General features: G+C 73.6%; 16 protein-coding genes. 10 read left to right on the top strand and 6 right to left on the bottom strand.

Annotated features, from left to right (window positions below):
- The first annotated feature begins 1 nt into the window (after position 1).
- The 10 genes from OG294_RS17625 (at position 2) to OG294_RS17580 (ending at position 10918) form a co-directional block, all read left to right on the top strand.
- Positions 2-958, top strand: coding sequence for a complex I subunit 1/NuoH family protein (locus OG294_RS17625; RefSeq protein ID WP_442789338.1), 957 nt, complete (start codon positions 2-4; stop codon positions 956-958).
- A 50-nt stretch (positions 959-1008) separates the two neighbouring features.
- Positions 1009-1494, top strand: coding sequence for a 4Fe-4S binding protein (locus OG294_RS17620; RefSeq protein WP_327071580.1), 486 nt, complete (start codon positions 1009-1011; stop codon positions 1492-1494).
- Positions 1491-2147, top strand: a complete 657-nt coding sequence (locus tag OG294_RS17615; protein WP_327067453.1) for an NADH-quinone oxidoreductase subunit J family protein — start codon at positions 1491-1493, stop codon at positions 2145-2147. Before OG294_RS17620 ends, OG294_RS17615 begins: the two co-directional genes overlap by 4 nt.
- 6 nt (positions 2148-2153) lie before the next feature.
- Positions 2154-2543: an NADH-quinone oxidoreductase subunit NuoK gene (gene nuoK / locus OG294_RS17610; RefSeq protein ID WP_327067452.1), complete on the top strand. Its 390-nt coding sequence runs from the start codon at positions 2154-2156 to the stop codon at positions 2541-2543.
- Positions 2540-4573, top strand: a complete 2034-nt coding sequence (locus tag OG294_RS17605) for an NADH-quinone oxidoreductase subunit 5 family protein (protein ID WP_327067451.1) — start codon at positions 2540-2542, stop codon at positions 4571-4573. Before nuoK ends, OG294_RS17605 begins: the two co-directional genes overlap by 4 nt.
- A 73-nt stretch (positions 4574-4646) precedes the next feature.
- On the top strand, positions 4647-6206 hold the full coding sequence (locus OG294_RS17600) for a complex I subunit 4 family protein (protein WP_327067450.1): 1560 nt from the start codon (positions 4647-4649) through the stop codon (positions 6204-6206).
- Between the two features lie 3 nt (positions 6207-6209).
- A complete protein-coding gene (locus tag OG294_RS17595) occupies positions 6210-7793 on the top strand; it encodes an NADH-quinone oxidoreductase subunit N (protein ID WP_327067449.1) in 1584 nt (527 codons plus the stop codon).
- Between the two features lie 140 nt (positions 7794-7933).
- The gene (gene htpX, locus OG294_RS17590; protein ID WP_327067448.1) at positions 7934-8791 is read left to right on the top strand and encodes a zinc metalloprotease HtpX; all 858 of its coding nucleotides are present in this window, start codon (positions 7934-7936) and stop codon (positions 8789-8791) included.
- 63 nt (positions 8792-8854) lie between these two features.
- Complete coding sequence (locus OG294_RS17585; protein ID WP_327067447.1) at positions 8855-9151, top strand: YciI family protein; 297 nt, start codon at positions 8855-8857, stop codon at positions 9149-9151.
- Positions 9152-9427: 276 nt separating this feature from the next.
- Positions 9428-10918 (top strand): CehA/McbA family metallohydrolase, encoded by a 1491-nt coding sequence (locus tag OG294_RS17580; protein WP_327071579.1) that lies wholly within the window; start codon positions 9428-9430, stop codon positions 10916-10918.
- Between the two features lie 26 nt (positions 10919-10944).
- On the opposite strand, the gene OG294_RS17575 is transcribed toward OG294_RS17580, so the two are convergent.
- The 6 genes from OG294_RS17575 to OG294_RS17550 form a co-directional block, all read right to left on the bottom strand.
- Positions 10945-11952, bottom strand: coding sequence for an MASE1 domain-containing protein (locus OG294_RS17575; RefSeq protein WP_327067446.1), 1008 nt, complete (start codon positions 11950-11952; stop codon positions 10945-10947).
- 109 nt (positions 11953-12061) lie between these two features.
- Positions 12062-12886, bottom strand: a complete 825-nt coding sequence (locus OG294_RS17570) for a PP2C family protein-serine/threonine phosphatase (protein ID WP_327067445.1) — start codon at positions 12884-12886, stop codon at positions 12062-12064.
- Positions 12887-13035: 149 nt separating this feature from the next.
- Positions 13036-14607: an LCP family protein gene (locus OG294_RS17565; protein WP_327067444.1), complete on the bottom strand. Its 1572-nt coding sequence runs from the start codon at positions 14605-14607 to the stop codon at positions 13036-13038.
- Positions 14600-15172 (bottom strand): DUF6542 domain-containing protein, encoded by a 573-nt coding sequence (locus OG294_RS17560; protein WP_327067443.1) that lies wholly within the window; start codon positions 15170-15172, stop codon positions 14600-14602. The genes OG294_RS17565 and OG294_RS17560 overlap by 8 nt, the downstream gene beginning before the upstream one ends.
- 85 nt (positions 15173-15257) lie before the next feature.
- Positions 15258-16604, bottom strand: a complete 1347-nt coding sequence (locus OG294_RS17555) for an ABC transporter ATP-binding protein (protein WP_327067442.1) — start codon at positions 16602-16604, stop codon at positions 15258-15260.
- Positions 16605-16620: 16 nt separating this feature from the next.
- Positions 16621-18366 carry an ABC transporter permease gene (locus tag OG294_RS17550; RefSeq protein ID WP_327067441.1) on the bottom strand — a complete coding sequence of 582 codons (1746 nt, stop codon included), beginning with the start codon at positions 18364-18366 and terminating at the stop codon, positions 16621-16623.
- Positions 18367-18536 lie beyond the last annotated feature (170 nt).

Here is an 18536-nt window from a genome sequence, read left to right as displayed (position 1 = left end):
TCTGCTCGACACACTGCTGCGCTGCCTCGCCGCGCTGGTGGTCATGCTCACCTTCCCGCTGATCATCGGTCAGACCGAGCACAAGGTGATGGCCCACATGCAGGGCCGGCTCGGCCCGATGTACGCCGGTGGCTTCCACGGCTGGGCCCAGCTGGTCGCCGACGGCGTGAAGTTCGCGCAGAAGGAGGACATCGTCCCGGCCGGTGCCGACCGGCGGGTCTTCCAGCTGGCGCCGGCCGTCGCCCTGCTGCCGTACCTGCTCGTGCTGCTGGCCGTGCCGGTGGGCCCGCACGGCTTCGTCGGGCAGGCGATCGACGCGGGCATCTTCTTCGTGCTCGCGGTCATGGGCATCGGCGTGCTCGGCTCGCTGATGGCCGGCTGGGCCTCGGCGAACAAGTTCTCGCTGCTCGGCGGCCTGCGCACGGCCGCCCAGCTGATGTCCTACGAGCTGCCGATGCTGCTGGCCGGCGCCTCGGTGGCGATGGCGGCCGGCACCCTGTCGCTGCCCGGGATCATGGACGCCTTCCACTGGTGGTGGATCCCGTGGCAGGCGATCGGCGCGTTCGTCTTCTTCACGGCCGGCCTCGCCGAGCTGCAGCGCCCGCCGTTCGACATGCCGGTGGCCGACTCCGAGATCATCTTCGGCGCGTACACCGAGTACACCGGGCTGCGCTTCGCGCTCTTCCTGCTCTCCGAGTACGCGGGCATCCTGGTGCTCTGCGCGCTGACCGCGGTGCTCTTCCTCGGCGGCTGGCACGGCCCGCTGCCGGACAGCCTCGGCTGGCTCTGGACGCTGCTGAAGACCTTCGCGCTCGCCTTCGTGGTGATCTGGGCCCGGGTGACCTTCCCGCGGCTGCGCGAGGACCAGCTGATGCGCTTCGCCTGGACCGTGCTGATCCCGCTCGCGCTCCTCCAGCTCGCCCTGACCGGCATCATCAAGGTGGCGATCTCCCAGTGAACCTGCCCGGATCCGGCCTGGCCAAGGGCCTGGCCGTCACCCTGCGGACGATGACGCGCAAGACCGTCACCGCGCAGTACCCCGAGGTGCAGCCGCAGCTGCCCCCGCGCAGCCGCGGCGTGATCGGGCTGCTGGAGGAGAACTGCACGGTCTGCATGCTCTGCGCCCGGGAGTGCCCGGACTGGTGCATCTACATCGACTCGCACAAGGAGACCCTCCCGGCGGCCGACCCGAACGCGCGCGCCCGCACCCGCAACGTGCTGGACCGCTTCGCCATCGACTTCTCGCTCTGCATGTACTGCGGGATCTGCATCGAGGTCTGCCCCTTCGACGCGCTCTTCTGGTCGCCCGAGTTCGAGTACGCGGAGACCGACATCCTGGAGCTGACCCACGAGCGCGAGAAGCTGCGCGAGTGGATGTGGACGGTGCCGGCCCCGCCGGCGCTGGACCCGGCGGCCGAGGAGCCCAAGGAGATCGCCGCCGCCCGCAAGGCCGCCGACAAGATGGCCGCCGCCCTGGGCGGTGACGGCGCATGAGTTCGCTGCTCGCCGCCGCCGGCTCGCTCGCGCCCGCGAGCCGGGGCTTCCTGTCGCCGACCGGTGTGGAGATCGTCTTCGTGCTGGTCGGTCTCGCGGTGCTCGGCTCGGCACTGATCTCGGTGACCACCAGGCAGCTGGTGCACGCCGCGCTCTGGCTGGTCGTGGCGCTCGGCGGCCTGGCCGTGGAGTTCCTGCTGCTCACCGCCGAGTTCGTGGCCTGGGTGCAGGTGCTGATCTACCTCGGTTCGGTGGTCGTGCTGGTGCTCTTCGGCCTGATGCTCACCAAGGCGCCGATCGGCCGCTCGCCGGACGCCGACTCGGGCAACCGCTGGGTGGCCCTGGGCGTCGCGCTGGCCACGGCCGGCACCCTGGTGACCCTGGTGGTGGACGCCTTCCGGACCTCCTGGATCGACCTGGGCGCGGGCGGCGGCAGCACCGCCGTCACCGGCGCCAGCCTGTTCCGGTACTGGGTGCTGCCCTTCGAGGCCCTCTCGGTGCTGCTGCTGGCCGCGCTGGTGGGGGCGATCGTGATCTCCCGGACGGGCAAGGGCGGCGCCAAGCCGCGCGCGGGCCGGCTGCGCACCGCGCGTCCGCCCGCCGCCCAGCGCCCCGGCCGCGCCACCGCCGCCCCCGAGCAGCAGGAGCGCTGACCGCCGATGCACCTCGCCTACCCCGCCGTCCTGGCCGCGCTGCTCTTCAGCATCGGCGTCTACGGTCTGCTCGCCCGGCGCAACGCCATCCTGGTGCTGATGTCGGTGGAGCTGATGCTCAACGCCGTCAACCTCAACCTGGTCGCCTTCGACGCCTGGCTGCGCGACGCGCTGCACGCCGGACAGGCGCTCACCCTCTTCACCATCACCGTGGCCGCCGCGGAGATCGGCCTGGGGCTGGCCATCGTGCTGCTGGTCTTCCGGACCAGGGGCACGGCCGACATCGACCGGCTGACGGCGCTGGGGGACCGGGCCGCCGAGGTCCCGGCGCCTGCTGTGCCCGTTGACCTTGACCCCGAAGTTGACGAAGCGTCGAAGGGCCAGGCCGTCTCGTGAACATCGCCCTCCCCGCGCTGGTGCCGGCGCTGCCCGCGCTCGGTGCTGCCGCCACCTTCGCCACCGGGCGCAAGGCCCCCGGCTACAGCCGCCCGCTGGCGATCCTGCCGGTGGCCGCCGCCGCGGTGCTCGCCCTGGTCGTCGCCGTGCAGCTGGGCACCGGCCACACCCTGGACGCGGCCACCCGGCTCACCCCGACCGGCGGACCGGACATCTCGCTCGCGATCCACCTGGACGGCTACACCTCGCTGATCTCCGTCCTGGTCGGCGTGGTCGCCACCTGCGTGCAGGTCTACTCGACGGCCTACCTGCGCACGGACCCGCGCTACCCGTCCTACGCGGCGCTGGTCTCGCTCTTCACCGCCGCGATGTTCCTGGTGGTCTACTCGGGCGACCTGCTCGTGCTGCTGGTCGGCTGGGAGGTCATGGGCATCTGCTCGTACTTCCTGATCGGCCACCACTGGGAGACCGCGGACGCCCGGGGGGCCTCGCTCAAGGCCTTCCTGGTCACCAAGCTCGGTGACGTGCCGTTCCTGTTCGGCATCTTCGCGCTGGCGGCCGACGCGCACACCTTCAGCATCGGCGGGGTGCTCGACGCCGCCGCGCACGGCCGGCTGCACCACCCCACGCTGATCGCGCTGCTGCTGCTGGCCGGCGTGGCCGGCAAGAGCGCGCAGTTCCCGCTGCACACCTGGCTGCCGGACGCGATGGCCGGCCCGACCCCGGTCTCCGCGCTGATCCACGCCGCCACCATGGTGGCCGCCGGGATCTACCTGGTGGCCCGGCTGCTGCCGGTCTTCCTGCTCTCCGGCGCCGCGCTGGTGGTGCTGGCGGTGCTGGCGGCCGTCACGATGGTCGGCTCGGCGCTGTGCGCGCTGGCCCAGGACGACATCAAACGGGTGCTGGCCTACTCCACCGTGGGCCAGCTGGGCTACATGGCCGGGGCGCTGGCCAGCGGTGACCGCGAGGCGGCGGTCTTCCACCTGGTGGGCCACGGCGCGTTCAAGGCGCTGCTCTTCCTCTCCGCCGGGGTGCTGATCCACGCCGCGCACACGAACTCGCTCTCGGCGATGTCGCGGCTGCCCGGGCTGCGCGACCGGGTGCCGGACGCCCGCTGGACGCTGGGCATCGGCCTGGTCGCGCTGGCCGGCCTGCCGCCGTTCACCGGCTTCTTCACCAAGGAGGCGGTGCTCACCGCCGCCGAGCACGCGGCCACCGGCGAGGCGCTGACCAACGGCGTCGGCCCGGCCGGCGCGGTGCCGCACGCGGCGGGCTGGATCGTGCTGGTCGCCGGGATGCTGACCGCGCTGCTCACCGCGGCCTACGCGACCAGGCTGTGGCTGCTCGCCTTCCCCCGGCTGTCCGCCAAGGCCGCGGCCCCGGCCGCCGCCACCGCCGCCGAGCCCGGGGCGCCCTACTCGCCGGAGGCCGACGAGGTCGCCCCCGGCGAGGCCGAGCCGGCCGCGATGCGCTGGCCGCTGTGGGTGCTGGCGCTGCCGACGATGGCCTTCGGCATCACCGGACTGCGCAGCGACTGGCTGCCCAGCCTGCTGGACGGCGGCTCGCTGCGGCCGAGCCTGGTCACCGGCGTGCTCGGCACCGGGCTCGCGGTGGCCGGTGTGCTGATCAGCTACGCGACCTGGCGGGTCGTCGGTGCGCGGGTGGCCGAGCGGGTGCCGGAGCAGGGCGGTGCGCCCGAGGCCGAGCAGCTCACCCCGGCCGCGCCCGCGCCCGCGCCGGCCGACCCCGGCCGGGCGCTGCTCGGTCCGCTCTACGGCCCGGCGCAGCACGGTTTCCGGCTGGACCGGCTCTACACCCTGCTCTTCGTGCGCCCCACCGTGGCCGCCGCCGAGCTGGTCAAGTTCCTGGACCGCGAGGTGGTCGAGGGCTACGTGCAGGCCTCCGGCGGTACCGCCAAGCTGCTCGGCTGGGTGGTGCGGCGCAGCCAGACCGGCAACGCGCAGACCTACCTGAGCGCGCTGCTGGCCGGTGTGGTGCTGATCGCGGTCTTCGTGGCGGTCGGCACATGAGGCGCGCCCAGCTGATCCCCCTTCACCCGTCCACCGATCACCCCTTCGGCGCAGCCCGCGCAGGGAGTCCCCGATGAACGTGCTCCTCATCGCCCTGCTGGCGCTGCCCCTGCTCGGCGCCGCCGCCACGCTGGCCCCGGCCGGCGTGTTCGGTGCCGACCGCGAGGCCCAGGACCGGCTCGCGCTGCGCTTCAACGCGGTGGTGACCGGCTTGGTGCTCGCCCTGGCGGTGGCCCTGGCGGCCGGCTTCGACCGGTCCCGGCCGAGCCGGATGCAGGGCGTCACCGACGTCGCCTGGATCCCCGCGCTCAAGGTCCGCTTCCACCTCGGGGTGGACGGCATCTCGCTGCCGCTGGTGGTGCTGACCGCGCTGCTCACCTTCCTGTGCGCGCTCTACTCCACCAGAAAGCTGCCGAACGGCGAGGGCACCCCCTCGGCCCGGGCCTTCACCGGCCTGTTCCTGCTGCTCGAGGTGGGCATGCTGGCCACCTTCCTGGTGCTCGACCTGCTGCTCTTCTTCCTGGCCTTCGAGATCGTGCTGATCCCGATGTACTTCCTGATCGCGCGCTGGGGCAGCGGGGCCCGCACGGCCTCGGCCAACCGGTTCATCCTCTACACCCTGCTCGGCTCCGCGGTGATGCTGCTCGGCTTCCTGCTGATCGGCCTGAAGGCGGGCACCTTCGACATGACCGCGCTGGCCGCCGCGCACGGCCACGGCCTCTCGCACACCACCCAGGTGCTGGCCGCACTCGCGATCGGCCTGGGGCTGATGGTCAAGGCGCCCGCGTGGCCGCTGCACAGCTGGCTGCCGGACGCCCACACCTCGGCGCCCACCGTCGGCTCGGTGCTGCTGGCCGGCGTCCTGCTCAAGATGGGGACGTACGGCCTGGTCCGGGTGCTGCTGCCGGTGGTGCCGGACGGGGCCCACACGCTGGCCCCCTACCTCGGCGCGCTGGCGGCCGTCGGCATCGTCTACGGCTCGCTCGCCTGTCTCGCGCTCGCCCGCCCGGGGCGCCGGGGCGACCTCAAGCGCCTGATCGCCTTCTCCTCGGTGGGCCACATGGGCTTCGTGCTGCTGGGCATCGCCTCGCTCACCCCGGTGGGCGTCAACGGCGCGCTCTTCGCCAACATCGCCCACGGCCTGGTCACCGGCCTGCTCTTCTTCGTCGTCGGTGCCCTGAAGGACCGCTACGGGACGGCGGAGCTGGACACCCTCGCGGGGGAGACGGGCGCCGCGCTCTACGGGCGCGCGCCCCGGCTCGGGGCGCTGCTCGCCTTCGCCGCGGTGGCGAGCCTGGGCCTGCCGGGGCTGGCGGGCTTCTGGGGCGAGGTGCTGGCGATGTTCGGTGCCTTCGATCCGGCCGCCGGCCTGTCCCGCCCGGCCTTCGTCACCTACATGGCGCTGGCCGGCCTCGGCACCCTGCTGACCGCCGCCTACCTGCTGGTGGTGGTCCGGCGGGTCTGCATGGGCGACCCGGCCCAGCCGGCAGTGGCCGAGGTGGCCGAGCTGCGTCCGTACGAGGCCGTCAGCTGGACCCCGCTGGCCGCGCTGACCCTGCTGGCCGGGCTCTGGCCGGCGCTGCTGCTCGGGCTCTCCGACCCGGCCGTCAAGCACCTGCTGGCGGGGGGCTGACCGATGACCAGCTCCCTCGCCGCTCTTCACCCCCTGGGGCAGTCAGCCGTGAACCCGACCCTCCTCGCCGTCGCGAACCCCGGCGCGCTCATCCAGTCGGTGGACTGGGTGGCGATCGCGCCGCCGCTGATCGCCGCGCTGGCCGCGCTGGTGGTGCTGCTGGCCGACCTGCTGCTGCCCGCGGCCCGCAAGCGGCTGCTCGGCCCGCTGACCGCGGCCGGTCTGCTGCTGGCGCTGCTCGCCCTGCTGCCGCTGACCGGCGGGCGGCCGCGGGCCACCTTCTGCCTGCCCGGCGGGCAGGGCGCCACCGGTGGCTGCTCCTACGTCGCCGACCACTTCGCGCTGGTCTTCCAGCTGCTGGTGCTCGGCGGCGCGCTGATCGCCGCGCTGCTCTCGCTGCACACCGTGGACGAGCAGCGGCTGCCCGCCGGTGAGTACTGGTTCCTGCTGCTCAGCAGCGCCGCCGGGGCCGCGCTGCTGCCCGCCGCCCGCGACCTGGCGAGCCTGGTGATCGCGCTGGAGGTGGTCTCGCTGCCCTCCTTCGCGCTGGTCGCCCTCAAGCGGGACGGGCGCGGCGGCGAGGCGGCGCTGAAGTTCTTCCTCTCCTCGGTCACCGCGACGGCCGTGATGCTGCTCGGCGTCAGCTTCGTCTACGCCGCCACCGGCAGCCTGCACCTGTCCGCGATCTCCGAGGGCCTGGGGCACCTCCCCGGGCAGCTGCGGCCGCTGGCCGAGGCGGGGGCCATGCTGACCCTGGTCGGCTTCGCCTTCAAGGTGGCCGCCGTCCCGTTCCACTTCTGGGTGCCCGACACCTACACCGGCGCCCCGCTGCCGGTGGCCGGCTACCTGTCGGTGGTCGGCAAGGCGGCCGGTTTCGCCGGTCTCGCGCTCATCACCAACCTGGGCTTTCGCCCCTACGCCCACACCTGGGGCCTGCTGCTCGCGGTGCTGGCCGCCGTCACCATGACGGCTGGCAACGTGGCCGCGCTGCGCCAGCGCGCCGACTCCGCGCAGGGCGCGGTGCGCCTGCTGGCCTGGTCCTCGGTGGCCCAGGCCGGTTACCTGCTGGTCCCGCTGGCCGCCGCCGGCTACGCGGGCAGCCCGCACCCGCTGGGCGCCACGGTGGCGTACGCGCTGATCTACGGCCTGGTCAACCTGGGCGCCTTCGGGGTGGCCGCGGTGGTGGCCCGGACCAGCCCGGCCAACCGGCTCGACGACTACCGGGGCCTGTTCGCCCGCAACCGCTGGGCGGCGCTCGCGCTGGGCTTCTTCCTGCTCTGCCTGGCCGGACTGCCGCCGGGCGTGATCGGCCTGTTCGGCAAGGTGGTGGTCTTCCAGGCGGCGGTGAACGCCGGTCTCGGCTGGCTGGCCGTCCTGATGGCGGTCAATGTGGTGATCGCTCTGTACTACTACCTGCTCTGGCTGGCGAAGCTGTTCGCGCCCGCTCCGGCCGAGGCCGCAGCACCGGCGGACACCCGGCTGCCGAGGCCGCTGGCCGCGACCCTGGGGCTGACCGCGGTGGGTGCCGTGGTGCTCTCGGTGGCCCCGCAGCTGGTCCTCCAGGTGGTGTCGGGGAGCCTGTTCTAGCGCCTGATCCGGGGGTGGTTCGCACCCGCCCCGAAGCACCGGCGGCGAGCGCGGGGAACCAGCACCCCGCGCTTGGCCGTTGACCAGGCACGAGGGATGTGAACAGAGGGCTTCCCACCGCACCACTTGGAGGGGCTGCCGTGCACCGCCAGCACAACGGACTGAGGACGGCCGTCCTCCTCGGTGGACTGTCGGCGATCATCCTGGTGATCGGCAGCTTCTTCGGACGGACCGGCCTGCTGGTCGCCCTGCTGGTCGCCCTGGCCACCAACGGCTACGCGTACTGGAACAGCGACAAGCTCGCCCTGCGCGCCATGCGGGCCCGCCCCGTCAGCGAGATCGAGGCCCCCGGCCTCTACCGGATCGTCCGCGAGCTCTCCACCTCCGCGCGCCAGCCGATGCCGCGCCTGTACATCTCGCCGACCGAGGCGCCCAACGCCTTCGCCACCGGGCGCAACCCGCGCAACGCGGCGGTCTGCTGCACCGACGGCATCCTGCGCCTGCTGGACGAGCGCGAGCTGCGCGGGGTGCTCGGCCACGAGCTGAGCCACGTCTACAACCGCGACATCCTGATCTCCTCGGTGGCCGGAGCGCTGGCCTCGGTGATCATGTTCCTGGTGAATTTCGCCTGGCTGATCCCGTTCGGCCGCAGCGAGGACGACGACGGACCCGGGCTCTTCGGCATCCTCGCCATCATGATCCTGGGCCCGCTCGCCGCGAGCCTGATCCAGCTGGCCGTCAGCCGCTCCCGCGAGTACCAGGCCGACGCGGACGGTGCCCGGATCACCGGGGACCCGCTGGCGCTGGCCAGCGCGCTGCGCAAGCTGGAGACGGGCACTCAGCGGCTGCCGCTGCCGCCCGAGCCGCAGCTGCAGACCGCCAGCCACATGATGATCGCCAGCCCGTTCCGCCGCGGCGACTCCGGCACCCGGCTCTTCGCCACCCACCCGCCGATGGCCGAGCGGATCGCCCGCCTGGAGCGGATGGCCGGGCGTTAATCTGATCATGGGGTCGAAGGGAGTGGCCCCGATCACCGCACCCCCGGCCGCAGGAGCCCGCCCGTGTTCATCGTGACCATGACCTACACCGTCCCGCTGGAGCAGGTCGACGCCCTGCTGCCGGACCACGTGGCGTGGCTGGAGCGGAACTACGCGGCCGGCCGTTTCCTGGCCTCCGGGCGGCAGGTGCCGCGGGTGGGCGGGGTGATCCTGGCGCAGGCCGGGAGCCGGGAGGAACTGCTCGCGGTGCTCGCCGAGGACCCGTTCCAGCAGGCGGGCCTGGCCGAGCTCCAGGTCACCGAGTTCCTGCCGACCATGACCGCGCCCGCGCTGGAGCCGCTGCGGGTCACCCTGGGCTGACCCCCGTTCGGTGGAGCGGCAACTGATTGCCCGTTGGTCCCGCCTCGTCCGCACGCCGATCGCCCGGGCGTAACCGGCGGGGGAAGGGGGCGGGGGAACGGGTCGGCACGGACGCGTCGAGACCGGCCCGACCTGACCCCGGGAGGACCCACCGTGTGTGAGCACGACGCATGCCGACACCCCGACCCCCTCGACCCGTCCGCCGCCGATGACGGGGCGGGTCCGGACCGCCGTGCGCTGCTGCGCACCGGTCTGCTCGCCGGGGCGGCCACCGCGCTGACCCTGGCCCCGGTCTCCTTCGCCGCCGCCGACGGCCCGGGCGGCCCCCGCAGCGGCACCGACAGCCGGACCATCACCGGCCATCTCGACACCGGCGCCGCCGACTTCGTCCAGCTGCCGGTCGAAGTCCCCGACGGGGTCCAGCAGATCGCCGTCTCGTACAGCTACGACAAGCCCGCCGTCCCGGCCGGCGTGCCGGGCAACTCCTGCGACATCGGCATCTTCGACGAGCGCGGCACCGAGCTGGGCGGCGCTGGCTTCCGCGGCTGGTCCGGCGGGTTCCGCACGTCGTTCGCGATCAGCAACGGCGAGGCCACCCCCGGCTATCTGCCCGGGCCGGTCCGGGCGGGCACCTGGCACGTGGTGCTGGGCCCCTACCAAGTGGCGCCGCAGGGGCTCGACTACCAGGTCCAGGTCACCCTGACCTACGGCGAGCCGGGACCGGGCTTCACCCCCGACTACCCGCCCGAGCGGGCGAGGGGCCGCGGCCGGGACTGGTACCGCGGCGACTGCCACCTGCACACCGTCTACTCGGACGGCCGCCGGCTGCCCGCCGAGGTGGCCGCCGGAGCCCGCGCCGCCGGGCTGGACTTCATGGTCACCACCGACCACAACACCTCCGCCTCGCACGGCGTCTGGGGCCCGCTGGCCGGCCCCGACCTGCTGATCATCACCGGCGAGGAGGTCACCACCCGCAACGGCCACTGGCTCGCGCTCGGGCTGCCGCCCGGCGAGTGGATCGACTGGCGCTACCGGGCCCGGGACAACGCCTACCCGCGGTTCGTCCGCCAGGTGCACGGCCTGGGCGGCCTGGTGGTGCCCGCGCACCCGTACTGCCCGTACATCGCCTGCCAGTGGAAGTTCGGCTACCAGGGCGCGGACGCGGTCGAGGTGTGGAACGGCCCGTGGACCTACGACGACGAGTCGGCGGTGGACAGCTGGGACGCCCAGCTCGCCGAGGCCGTGCGGGCCGGCCGGCCCTGGCTGCCGGCGATGGGCAACAGCGACGCGCACAGCGTGCCGCAGGTGATCGGCTCCCCGCACAACGTCGTGCTGGCCGACGGCCTGAGCCGGGACCAGATCCTCGCCGGGCTCCGGGCGGGGCACAGCTGGCTGGCCGAGTCCGCCGCCGTGCGGCTCGACTTCACGGCCACCGGCCACGGGCGGCAGGCGGGCATCGGGGAGCGGCTGACCGTCCCGGTGGACGCGCCGGTGGACGTGCGGGTCACCGTGGCCGGGGTGCCGAACGGCACCGTCCGCATCGTCACCGACGAGGGGCAGCTGCACCAGGAGTCGCTGCCCGCCGACGGTGCGGGCAGCGTGGTCTGGCGCACCACCGCCTCGCTGGCCGGCTACGTCCGGGCCGAGGTCCGCCACCCGCTGGCGGACGGTACCCCGGGCCAGGGCAACGCCATGGGTGCCGCGCTGCCCTGGGGGCCGATGGCGGCGCTGACCAACCCGATCCTGCTCACGGCGGACGACGGCTGAGCCGGGCGGCAGCTGGGACGGGCAGCTCAGAGCGGCGGCTGGTCGCCGTCCCCGGGCGGGGGCCAGCCGGACCCGGCCTCGCCCGGGGCGAGCCTTGCCACCACCTCGGCCAGGCCCCGGCAGGCCGACTCGATCCGGCGGTACATCGACTGCTGCTCGGCGATGATGGCCGACAGCAGCAGGCCGGTCAGCGCCGCCGCGCCGTTGAGCGCCTGCAGGATCACCATGGTCTGCAGCACCCCGTGGTGGGCGAACGGCCCGCGGTGGTCGGTGGCCGCGGTGATGGCGAGCACCGAGACCACCAGCACGCACGGGGCCGCGCCGATCAGCTGGAACCGCAGCGCGGCCCAGATGAGCAGCGGGAAGACGAGGAAGAGCAGGCTCAGCTGGCTGTTGGTGACGGCCAGCGTGACCAGCACGGTGCCGGCCAGCAGGACCACCGGCTCGATCAGGTCGAGGGGCCTGCGGTCCTCGGGCAGGCGGAACAGGTACAGCGCCAGCAGCAGCGGCGCCACCACCAGCACGCCCATCGCGTCGCCCGTCCACCAGGCCGACCAGGCCGACCAGAAGTCGTGACCGGGCACCGAGCCGGTGAGCCAGAGCAGGCCCACGCCCACCGTGGCGCTGACCAGCATGCCGACCAGCGCGCCGAGGAAGACCAGCGCCAGGCCGTCGCGCAGCCGGTCCAGCTCGATGCGGAAGCCGGTGGCCCGCAGCAGCAGGTAGGCGACGATCGGGGCCGCGGTGTTGCCCGCGACGATCCCGAAGGAGGCCGGGTGCAGCGGCCCGATGCTGGCGATCACCGCGAAGGTGCCCAGCGCGATGCCCGGCCAGATCCGCAGGCCGAGCAGGAGCAGGCAGGTCAGTGCGATGCCGGTGGGCGGCCAGAGCGGGGTGACCTTGGCGCCGGCGACCACCACCTGCTGGATCAGCCCGAGCCGCCCGGCCACGAAGTAGGCGAGCGCGACGGCCAGCACCCGCAGGACCGCCGCGAGGGGGCGCCGGAAGTCCAGATGTCGGGTCACAGCAGTCATCAGACAACGCCGGGCGGTCACGGGCGGCCGTGACACGCGCGAGCCGTGGCGGTGGTTCGCCGGTCGGTGGGCGCCGCGCGGCGACCGCGCCGGTCACCGGCGGGGGGCGTCAGGCCGGCGGCGCCTCGTGGCGCAGCACCAGGACGGCGGCGTCGTCGGTGTGCCCGGTCAGGTCCGCCACCTTGATCACCTCGGCGGCCAGCTCGGCCGGCTCGGCGTGCACCCCGGCCCGGGTCACCCGGGCCACCTCGGCCAGGCCGGCCGCGATCGGGAACGCGGGACCCTCGATCACCCCGTCGGTGACCAGCACGAACGCGCAGGAGGCCGGCAGCAGCCGGCGGGTGACGGGGTAGCTCTCGTCCGGCAGCACGCCCAGCGGCAGGCCGCCCTCGTCCTCGCCCAGGCCCCAGCGGCCGTCCGGTTCGGCCCAGACCCAGGGCACGTGGCCGGCCCGGGCGTGGGCCAGCTCCCGGGTGACCGGGTCGAAGCGCAGGAAGCTGCAGGTGGCGAAGAGCCGGGTGTCCATCGACAGCAGCAGGTCGTTGGCCCGGCTGAGCACCTGGCCCGGGTCGGCGGCGGTGGCCGCCACCGCGCGCAGGCCGATCCGCACCTGCCCCATGAAGGCGGCGGCCTCGACGTCGTGGCCCTGGACGTCGCCGATCGAGAAGGCGAGCGAGCCGTCCGGCAGCGGGAAGCCGTCGTACCAGTCGCCGCCGATGCTCAGGCCGTGCCGGGCGGGCGCGTACCGGGCGGCGGCCCGCAGGCCGGGCAGCTCGGGGAGCTCGGCGGGCAGCAGCTCGCGCTGCAGGGCCTCGGCCAGTTCGACCCGGGCCTGCTGCAGCTCCGCGCGTTCCAGCGCCTGCTCGGTGAGCCGGCCGAGCTCGGTCAGCAACTCGTCGGCGCTCGCGTGGCGAGGGGGGCGGCGTCGGGTCATCGACCCTCCGGGGACTGCGTCGGTGCGGTGCTGCGTTTCGTCCGGGCCGGTCGGCGATGGGCGGGCATGGTGCACGCTCATCCTATTTCCGTGCCGCAACCCGTGCGTGGTGGGCGCCGCTGGCCCCGGCGCCCACCACGGTCACGACCTCAGTTCACACAGGGAATCCCGCCCATCTTGACCGGCGGGCCCTGCATCGGCAGGTTGGCCGCCGGATCGGCCGTCGAACTCGCGGCGGCCGCCGGGGGCGCGGCGGCGGGGGCACCGGGCGGGGTGTAGCCGGTGCCCAGCACCACCTCGACGTGGCCGGCGGGCACCGAGGCGGCGGCGGTGGCCGTCACGCCGTACCGGGCCGCGGCGGCGTCCGCGCCGTCCTTGGCCCCGGCGCCGTAGGTCACCGTGACGTCCTTCGGGTGGCTGCTCGCCTCCGCGACCCGTCCGGCCTTGAAGCCCATGGCCACCAGCGCCTTGGACTCGCTGCCGGCCGCCCCGGTGACGGCGGAGGCGTTGAAGACGTCCACCGTGCCGCTCGGCCGGGCACTGGGCGCGGCCGGGGCGCTGCTCGGGGCGGCCGGTCCCGCCGCGGGCGCGGCGGGCGCCGAGGAGGAGGCGTCGGTGGGCGGCGCGGGCGCCGGGTCGTGGCCGAACAGGGTCTGGACGATCTGCTTGATCTGCACCGGGTCGACCTTGTTGACGTCCTCCCCGCCGATGGTCGCGAAGCCGGCGATCGGCAGCGTGTTGAACTCGACGTTGCCACCGGTCAGGTTGGGCGCCTGCTGGGCGAAGTCCAGGATGTTCCACTGGTCGTCGATCACCACGTCCTTCTTCACCACGTTGAACAGGCCCTGCATCTTGCCCAGGTCGCCGAAGACGCCCTCCTGCTTGAGCTTGTACTCGGCCGAGGAGATGAAGGCCTGCTGGCGGTGGGTGCGGTCCAGGTCGCCGCCGGGCAGGTTGTGGCGCTGGCGCACGAAGGCGAGCGCCTGGGAGGCGTTGAGGGTGTTGAGGCCGGCCTGGCCGGAGAAGCCGGAGCCCTGGCCGGTCTCGGCCGGGTCGCTGGTGGCGTGGTTCAGGCAGACCTGGACCGGGCCGATCGCCTGCGCGATGTCGTAGAAGCCGAGCAGGTTGACCTCGGCGAAGTGGTCGATCGGTATGCCGAGGAAGTTCTGCACGGTGGCCAGGGTGGCGGCGCGGCCGGCCTCGCGGCTCTGCTGCTCCTCCTGCGCCTTGGAGAGCCCCTTGTTCGCCAGCTTGGCGTCCGCGGCTGCCTTGGCGATGCCGTAGGCCTCCTTGATCTTGTGCATCTTCCCGTCCGCGCCCTCGGTCTGCACGTAGTCGTCCCGGGGGATGGACAGCGCGGTGACCTTGCCCCCGTTGGCCGGGATGTGCAGCACGATCAGGGTGTTGGTGTTGTAGCCGCCGATCTCGCTGGAGCCGGCGTTCAGCTCGTCCTGGACGAACTGCTTGGGCAGGTCGTTGCCGTTCATGTCCTTACGGCTGTCCAGGCCGATCAGCAGGATGTTGACCGAGCTGTCCAGGTGCGGGGGCGCCGACTTCCTGACGGCGCTCAGCGCGGTGGAGGTGGTCAGCCCGGTGGTCAGCGAGGTGTACGCGTACCAGGCGAAGCCGCTGCTGCCGAGCACCGCGAGGGAGAGCGTGCAGGCGATCGTGCGGCCGGCCACCACCAGGGGGGACCTGCGGCGCGGGGCGTGGTCAGCCACGGCGGTTCCTCTTCTGCAGAACGAGGCGGATCAGGATGACGGCCAGCGCGGCGCCGATGGACTCGGCCATCACCGGGAAGCCGTGCACCAGCCAGCGCACGGATCCGGTGGCCAGCGCCTTGGAGCCCTGGTACTTCGAGGAGTCGCCGAGCAGCTCGGCGCCGGCCCAGGCGGCCAGTACGACCGGTGGGGGCGCCGGCAGCACCCACCACCAGCCCGCCCGGCTCGCCAGCGCCGCCGCACCGGCCGTGCCGAGGACCGCGCAGCAGGCGAAGACCAGGCCCAGGCCCGGGCCGGTCAGCTCGTCGGCCAGGGCGCCGGCCAGCGGCAGGGCGACCGCGAGCAGGAGGGCCGGGACGCGGTGACGGGCGGGTGGCGCGGCCCGCGCGTTGCGGCGGCGGCTCGCGGGGGCTCCTTCGGTGCGGCGCCGGGAGCCGGTGGGGGCCGGGGCCGGCGGCTGGGCGGCGGCGTGCGCGGCCGGCTGCCGGCGCGGCCCGGGCCGTTCGGGCCGGTCCGGCCACGGGGCTATGTCACCGTCGGGCCGCTCGGCCCACTCTTCTGCCACCTGTTCCGCTCCCTCGCTGTTTGCTCGGTTGCGCAATGTAGCAAGTGTTCCTATCGGCTTCCTCAGGGGCCACCCGGCAGAGGTCCTACAGCGCCGCCTCCGCGCCGGGCTCCAGGGTGAACTCGCCGTCGTCGGCGTCGTAGTCGTAGAGCTCGCCGTAGCGCCCCCAGTCGATGGCGATCTCCAGTTGGCGCCGGGCGTCCTCGGCGTCGTAGCCGCGGCGCAGCAGGTCCAGGAAGAGGTCCTCGCGCAGCTTGTGCTCGTCGGTGGCGGCCAGGGTCTGCACGATGGCGCGCACCAGCGGGGCGCGGCGGGCGGCGTTGCGGGCGAAGAGCTGCTTGCTGGTGAGGATGTCGGCCGCGGTGAACTCGCGCCCGGCGTCGGTGATCGCCATCCGGGGTCCCTCGGTGCGGGCCAGGCCGAGCAGGACGCCGGCGTCGACCAGCGGGAGCAGGTCGTCGACCTCGAAGTTCAGCTCGTCGGCGATCTCCGCCAGGCCCTCCTCGCCGCCGAAGGAGAGCAGGATCTCCAGCAGTCCGGCCAGGCCGCCGACGCTGGCCACCGGCAGCGGCGTGGTGATCGGCGTGGCGTTGGTGGGCGCCGCCACGGCCTCGGGCGCGGCCGACGGCTCGTGCTCCTCGCGCCCGGTGAGGATGCCGTAGACGGTGTCGACCAGCGCCTCGAACTGCGGGGTGCGCCGGTCGCGCGGGCGGGCCAGGTCGACGGGCAGTTCGGCCCTGATCCGGCCGGGATTGGAGGAGAGCACCAGGATCCGGTCCGCCAGCAGCACCGCCTCCTCGATGTTGTGGGTGACGATCAGGATCGACTTCACCGGCGCCTCGTGGCCCTCCCACAGGCCCACCAGCTCGGTGCGCAGGTTCTCCGCCGTCAGCACGTCGAGTGCGGAGAACGGCTCGTCCATGAAGAGCGCGTCCGGCTCCACCACCAGCGCCCGGGCGACGCCGACCCGCTGGCGCATGCCGCCGGACAGCTCCTTCGGGTAGGCGCCCTCGAAGCCGTCCAGGCCGATCAGGTCGATCGCCTTGAGCGCCCGCTCGCGCCGCTGCTCGGCGTTCACACCGCGGGCCTGGAGGCTCAGCTCCACGTTCTGCTGGACGGTGAGCCAGGGCAGCAGGGCGAAGGACTGGAAGACCATCGCCACCCCGGGGTTGGCGGCGGTCAGCGGGGTGCCGCGGTAGGAGACGGTGCCGGAGGAGGGCGCGATCAGGCCGGCCAGGCAGCGCAGCAGGGTCGACTTGCCGGAGCCCGACTTGCCGAGCAGCGCGACGATCTCCCCCTCGGCCAGGTGCAGCACGATGTCGTCCAGCACCGGCAGTGCGCGGCCGTCGGGGGTGCTGAAGGTCTTGGTGACGCCGTCGGCCTCGACGATCGTGCGGCGGGCGGCAGGTGCGGGGCGGGCGGCAGCGGTCATGCTCGGGCAGCTCCAGTCACAGCGCGTAGCGGGTCTCGGCCAGCCGGTACAGGCGCCGCCACAGCAGGCGGTTGAGCGCGACCACGTACACGCTCATCACCGTCACCCCGACCAGGATCCTCGGGAAGTCCCCGGTGCCGGTGGCTTCCGCGATGTAGGCGCCCAGGCCGGTGGCCTTCAGGTGGTGCGGGCCGTAGACGACGATCTCCGCGACGATGGAGGCGTTCCAGGCCCCGCCGGCCGCGGTGATGCCGCCGGTCACGTAGTAGGGGAAGACGGCCGGCAGGACGAACGCGCGCCAGCGCAGCCAGCCGCGCACCTGGAAGCCCCGCATCGCCTCGCGCAGGTCGGAGGGGACCGCCGAGGCCCCGGCGATGACGTTGAAGAGGATGTACCACTGCGCGCCCAGGGCCATCAGCAGCACCGCGCCGAGGTTCAGCGACAGGCCGATCGCCAGGAAGACGACGGTGGCGAACGGGAAGAGGAAGTTCGCCGGGAAGCTGGCCAGCACTTGGACGACCGGCTGGGCGAACCGGGTGACCTTCGGGTTCATCCCGATCCACACCCCGACCGGCACCCAGACGACGGTGGCCGCGATCAGCAGCACCACCACCCGGGCGAAGGTGGCCGCCCCCAGGCCCAGCGCGTGCCCGAACTCGCCGAGCCCGACCGTGCCGTGCACGTAGTCGAGGGCCCGCCAGGCGCCGAAGACCACCACCGCGGCGACCGCGCCGGCGAAGAATACGTCGCCGGTCCGCTCGCGGGTCGCCGGCCGGGCGAGCGGGTGCTCGGCCAGCCCGAAGATCCGGGTGCCGTGGTCCAGCGCGACGCCGAGGGGGCGCAGCGGGCGGCCGAGCCTGGCCGGCACGCTGGAGCGGCGCAGCAGGTCGAGCACCACGCTGCGCGGTCGGTCGGCCGACTGCGAGTCCTCCACCCGGAACCGCTCCGACCAGGCCGTCAGGGGTCGCCAGAAGAACACGTTGACGCCGATCACCATCACCACCATGACGGCGATCGCGATGCCGACCTGGCGCAGGTTGCCGTCCGCGATCGCGGTGGCGGCGTAGGAGCCCATGCCGGGCAGCGCGTAGTGGTGGTTGAGCACGCTGATCGACTCCGAGGCGGCCAGGAAGAACCAGGCGCCGCCGAAGCTCATCATCCCGTTCCAGACCAGCGGGATCATCCCGCTGGGCACGTCCAGCCGCCAGAACCGCTGCCACTTGGTCAGCCGCATCACCCGGGCCGCCTCGTCCAGCTCCCGGGGCTGGCTGGTCAGCGAGGCGTAGAAGGCGAAGGTCATGTTCCAGGCCATCGCGGTGAAGATGGCGAAGATCGAGGCGCACTCCAGGCCCAGGGCGGAGCCGGGGAAGAGCGCGATGAACGCCGTCACGGTGACCGAGAGGAAGCCCAGCACCGGCACCGACTGCAGGATGTCGAGCACCGGCAGCAGCACCTTCTCGGTCCGCCGCATCCGCGCCGCCGCGATGGCGTAGACGAAGCTGAACAGCACCGAGGCGATCAGCGCCACGAACATCCGCAGCAGCGAACGCACCGCGTAGTACGGCAGGTCGGCCGGATCGGTGGAGACGGTGGGGGGCGCCTGGTCCGGCAGGAACGGCGCGTTCAGGCCTGGCGCCAGCTCCAGCAGGCCGTACAGCAGCGCCACCAGCGCGGCGCCGACCAGGACGTCCACCCAGTGCAGCGCGGGGCGCCGCCACACACCCCGGGACGGGAATCCGCCGTTGCCCGCCACCCGTGCCACCACCCGACTCCGCCTCGCGCCGCCGCCGCCTCGGGCGGCCTCACGCCGCCACTCAACCACCCGCCGCCCGCCACACCCGGGCGCCCGGAGGGCGGGGCGCGACACTCACCGGCACGGCCCAACGGGCGGGGGTGCGGGGGGCGAGTGCTACGCGGAGGTGCCGCAGGTGC

This window comes from Kitasatospora sp. NBC_01302, assembly GCF_035976515.1.
Classification (GTDB): domain Bacteria; phylum Actinomycetota; class Actinomycetes; order Streptomycetales; family Streptomycetaceae; genus Kitasatospora.
Note: the sequence above shows the minus strand (reverse complement) of the source record. Positions and strands in the feature narration are given on the sequence as shown.

What these genes read in the sequence shown, in the direction of transcription:
- OG294_RS17620 (WP_327071580.1), top strand. Translation starts at nt 1,009, where the DNA reads ATGACGCGCAAGACCGTCACCGCGCAGTACCCCGAGGTGCAGCCGCAG.
- OG294_RS17615 (WP_327067453.1), top strand. Translation starts at nt 1,491, where the DNA reads ATGAGTTCGCTGCTCGCCGCCGCCGGCTCGCTCGCGCCCGCGAGCCGG.
- nuoK (WP_327067452.1), top strand. Translation starts at nt 2,154, where the DNA reads ATGCACCTCGCCTACCCCGCCGTCCTGGCCGCGCTGCTCTTCAGCATC.
- OG294_RS17600 (WP_327067450.1), top strand. Translation starts at nt 4,647, where the DNA reads ATGAACGTGCTCCTCATCGCCCTGCTGGCGCTGCCCCTGCTCGGCGCC.
- OG294_RS17595 (WP_327067449.1), top strand. Translation starts at nt 6,210, where the DNA reads ATGACCAGCTCCCTCGCCGCTCTTCACCCCCTGGGGCAGTCAGCCGTG.
- OG294_RS17575 (WP_327067446.1), bottom strand. Translation starts at nt 11,952, where the DNA reads ATGACTGCTGTGACCCGACATCTGGACTTCCGGCGCCCCCTCGCGGCG.
- OG294_RS17570 (WP_327067445.1), bottom strand. Translation starts at nt 12,886, where the DNA reads ATGACCCGACGCCGCCCCCCTCGCCACGCGAGCGCCGACGAGTTGCTG.
- OG294_RS17555 (WP_327067442.1), bottom strand. Translation starts at nt 16,604, where the DNA reads ATGACCGCTGCCGCCCGCCCCGCACCTGCCGCCCGCCGCACGATCGTC.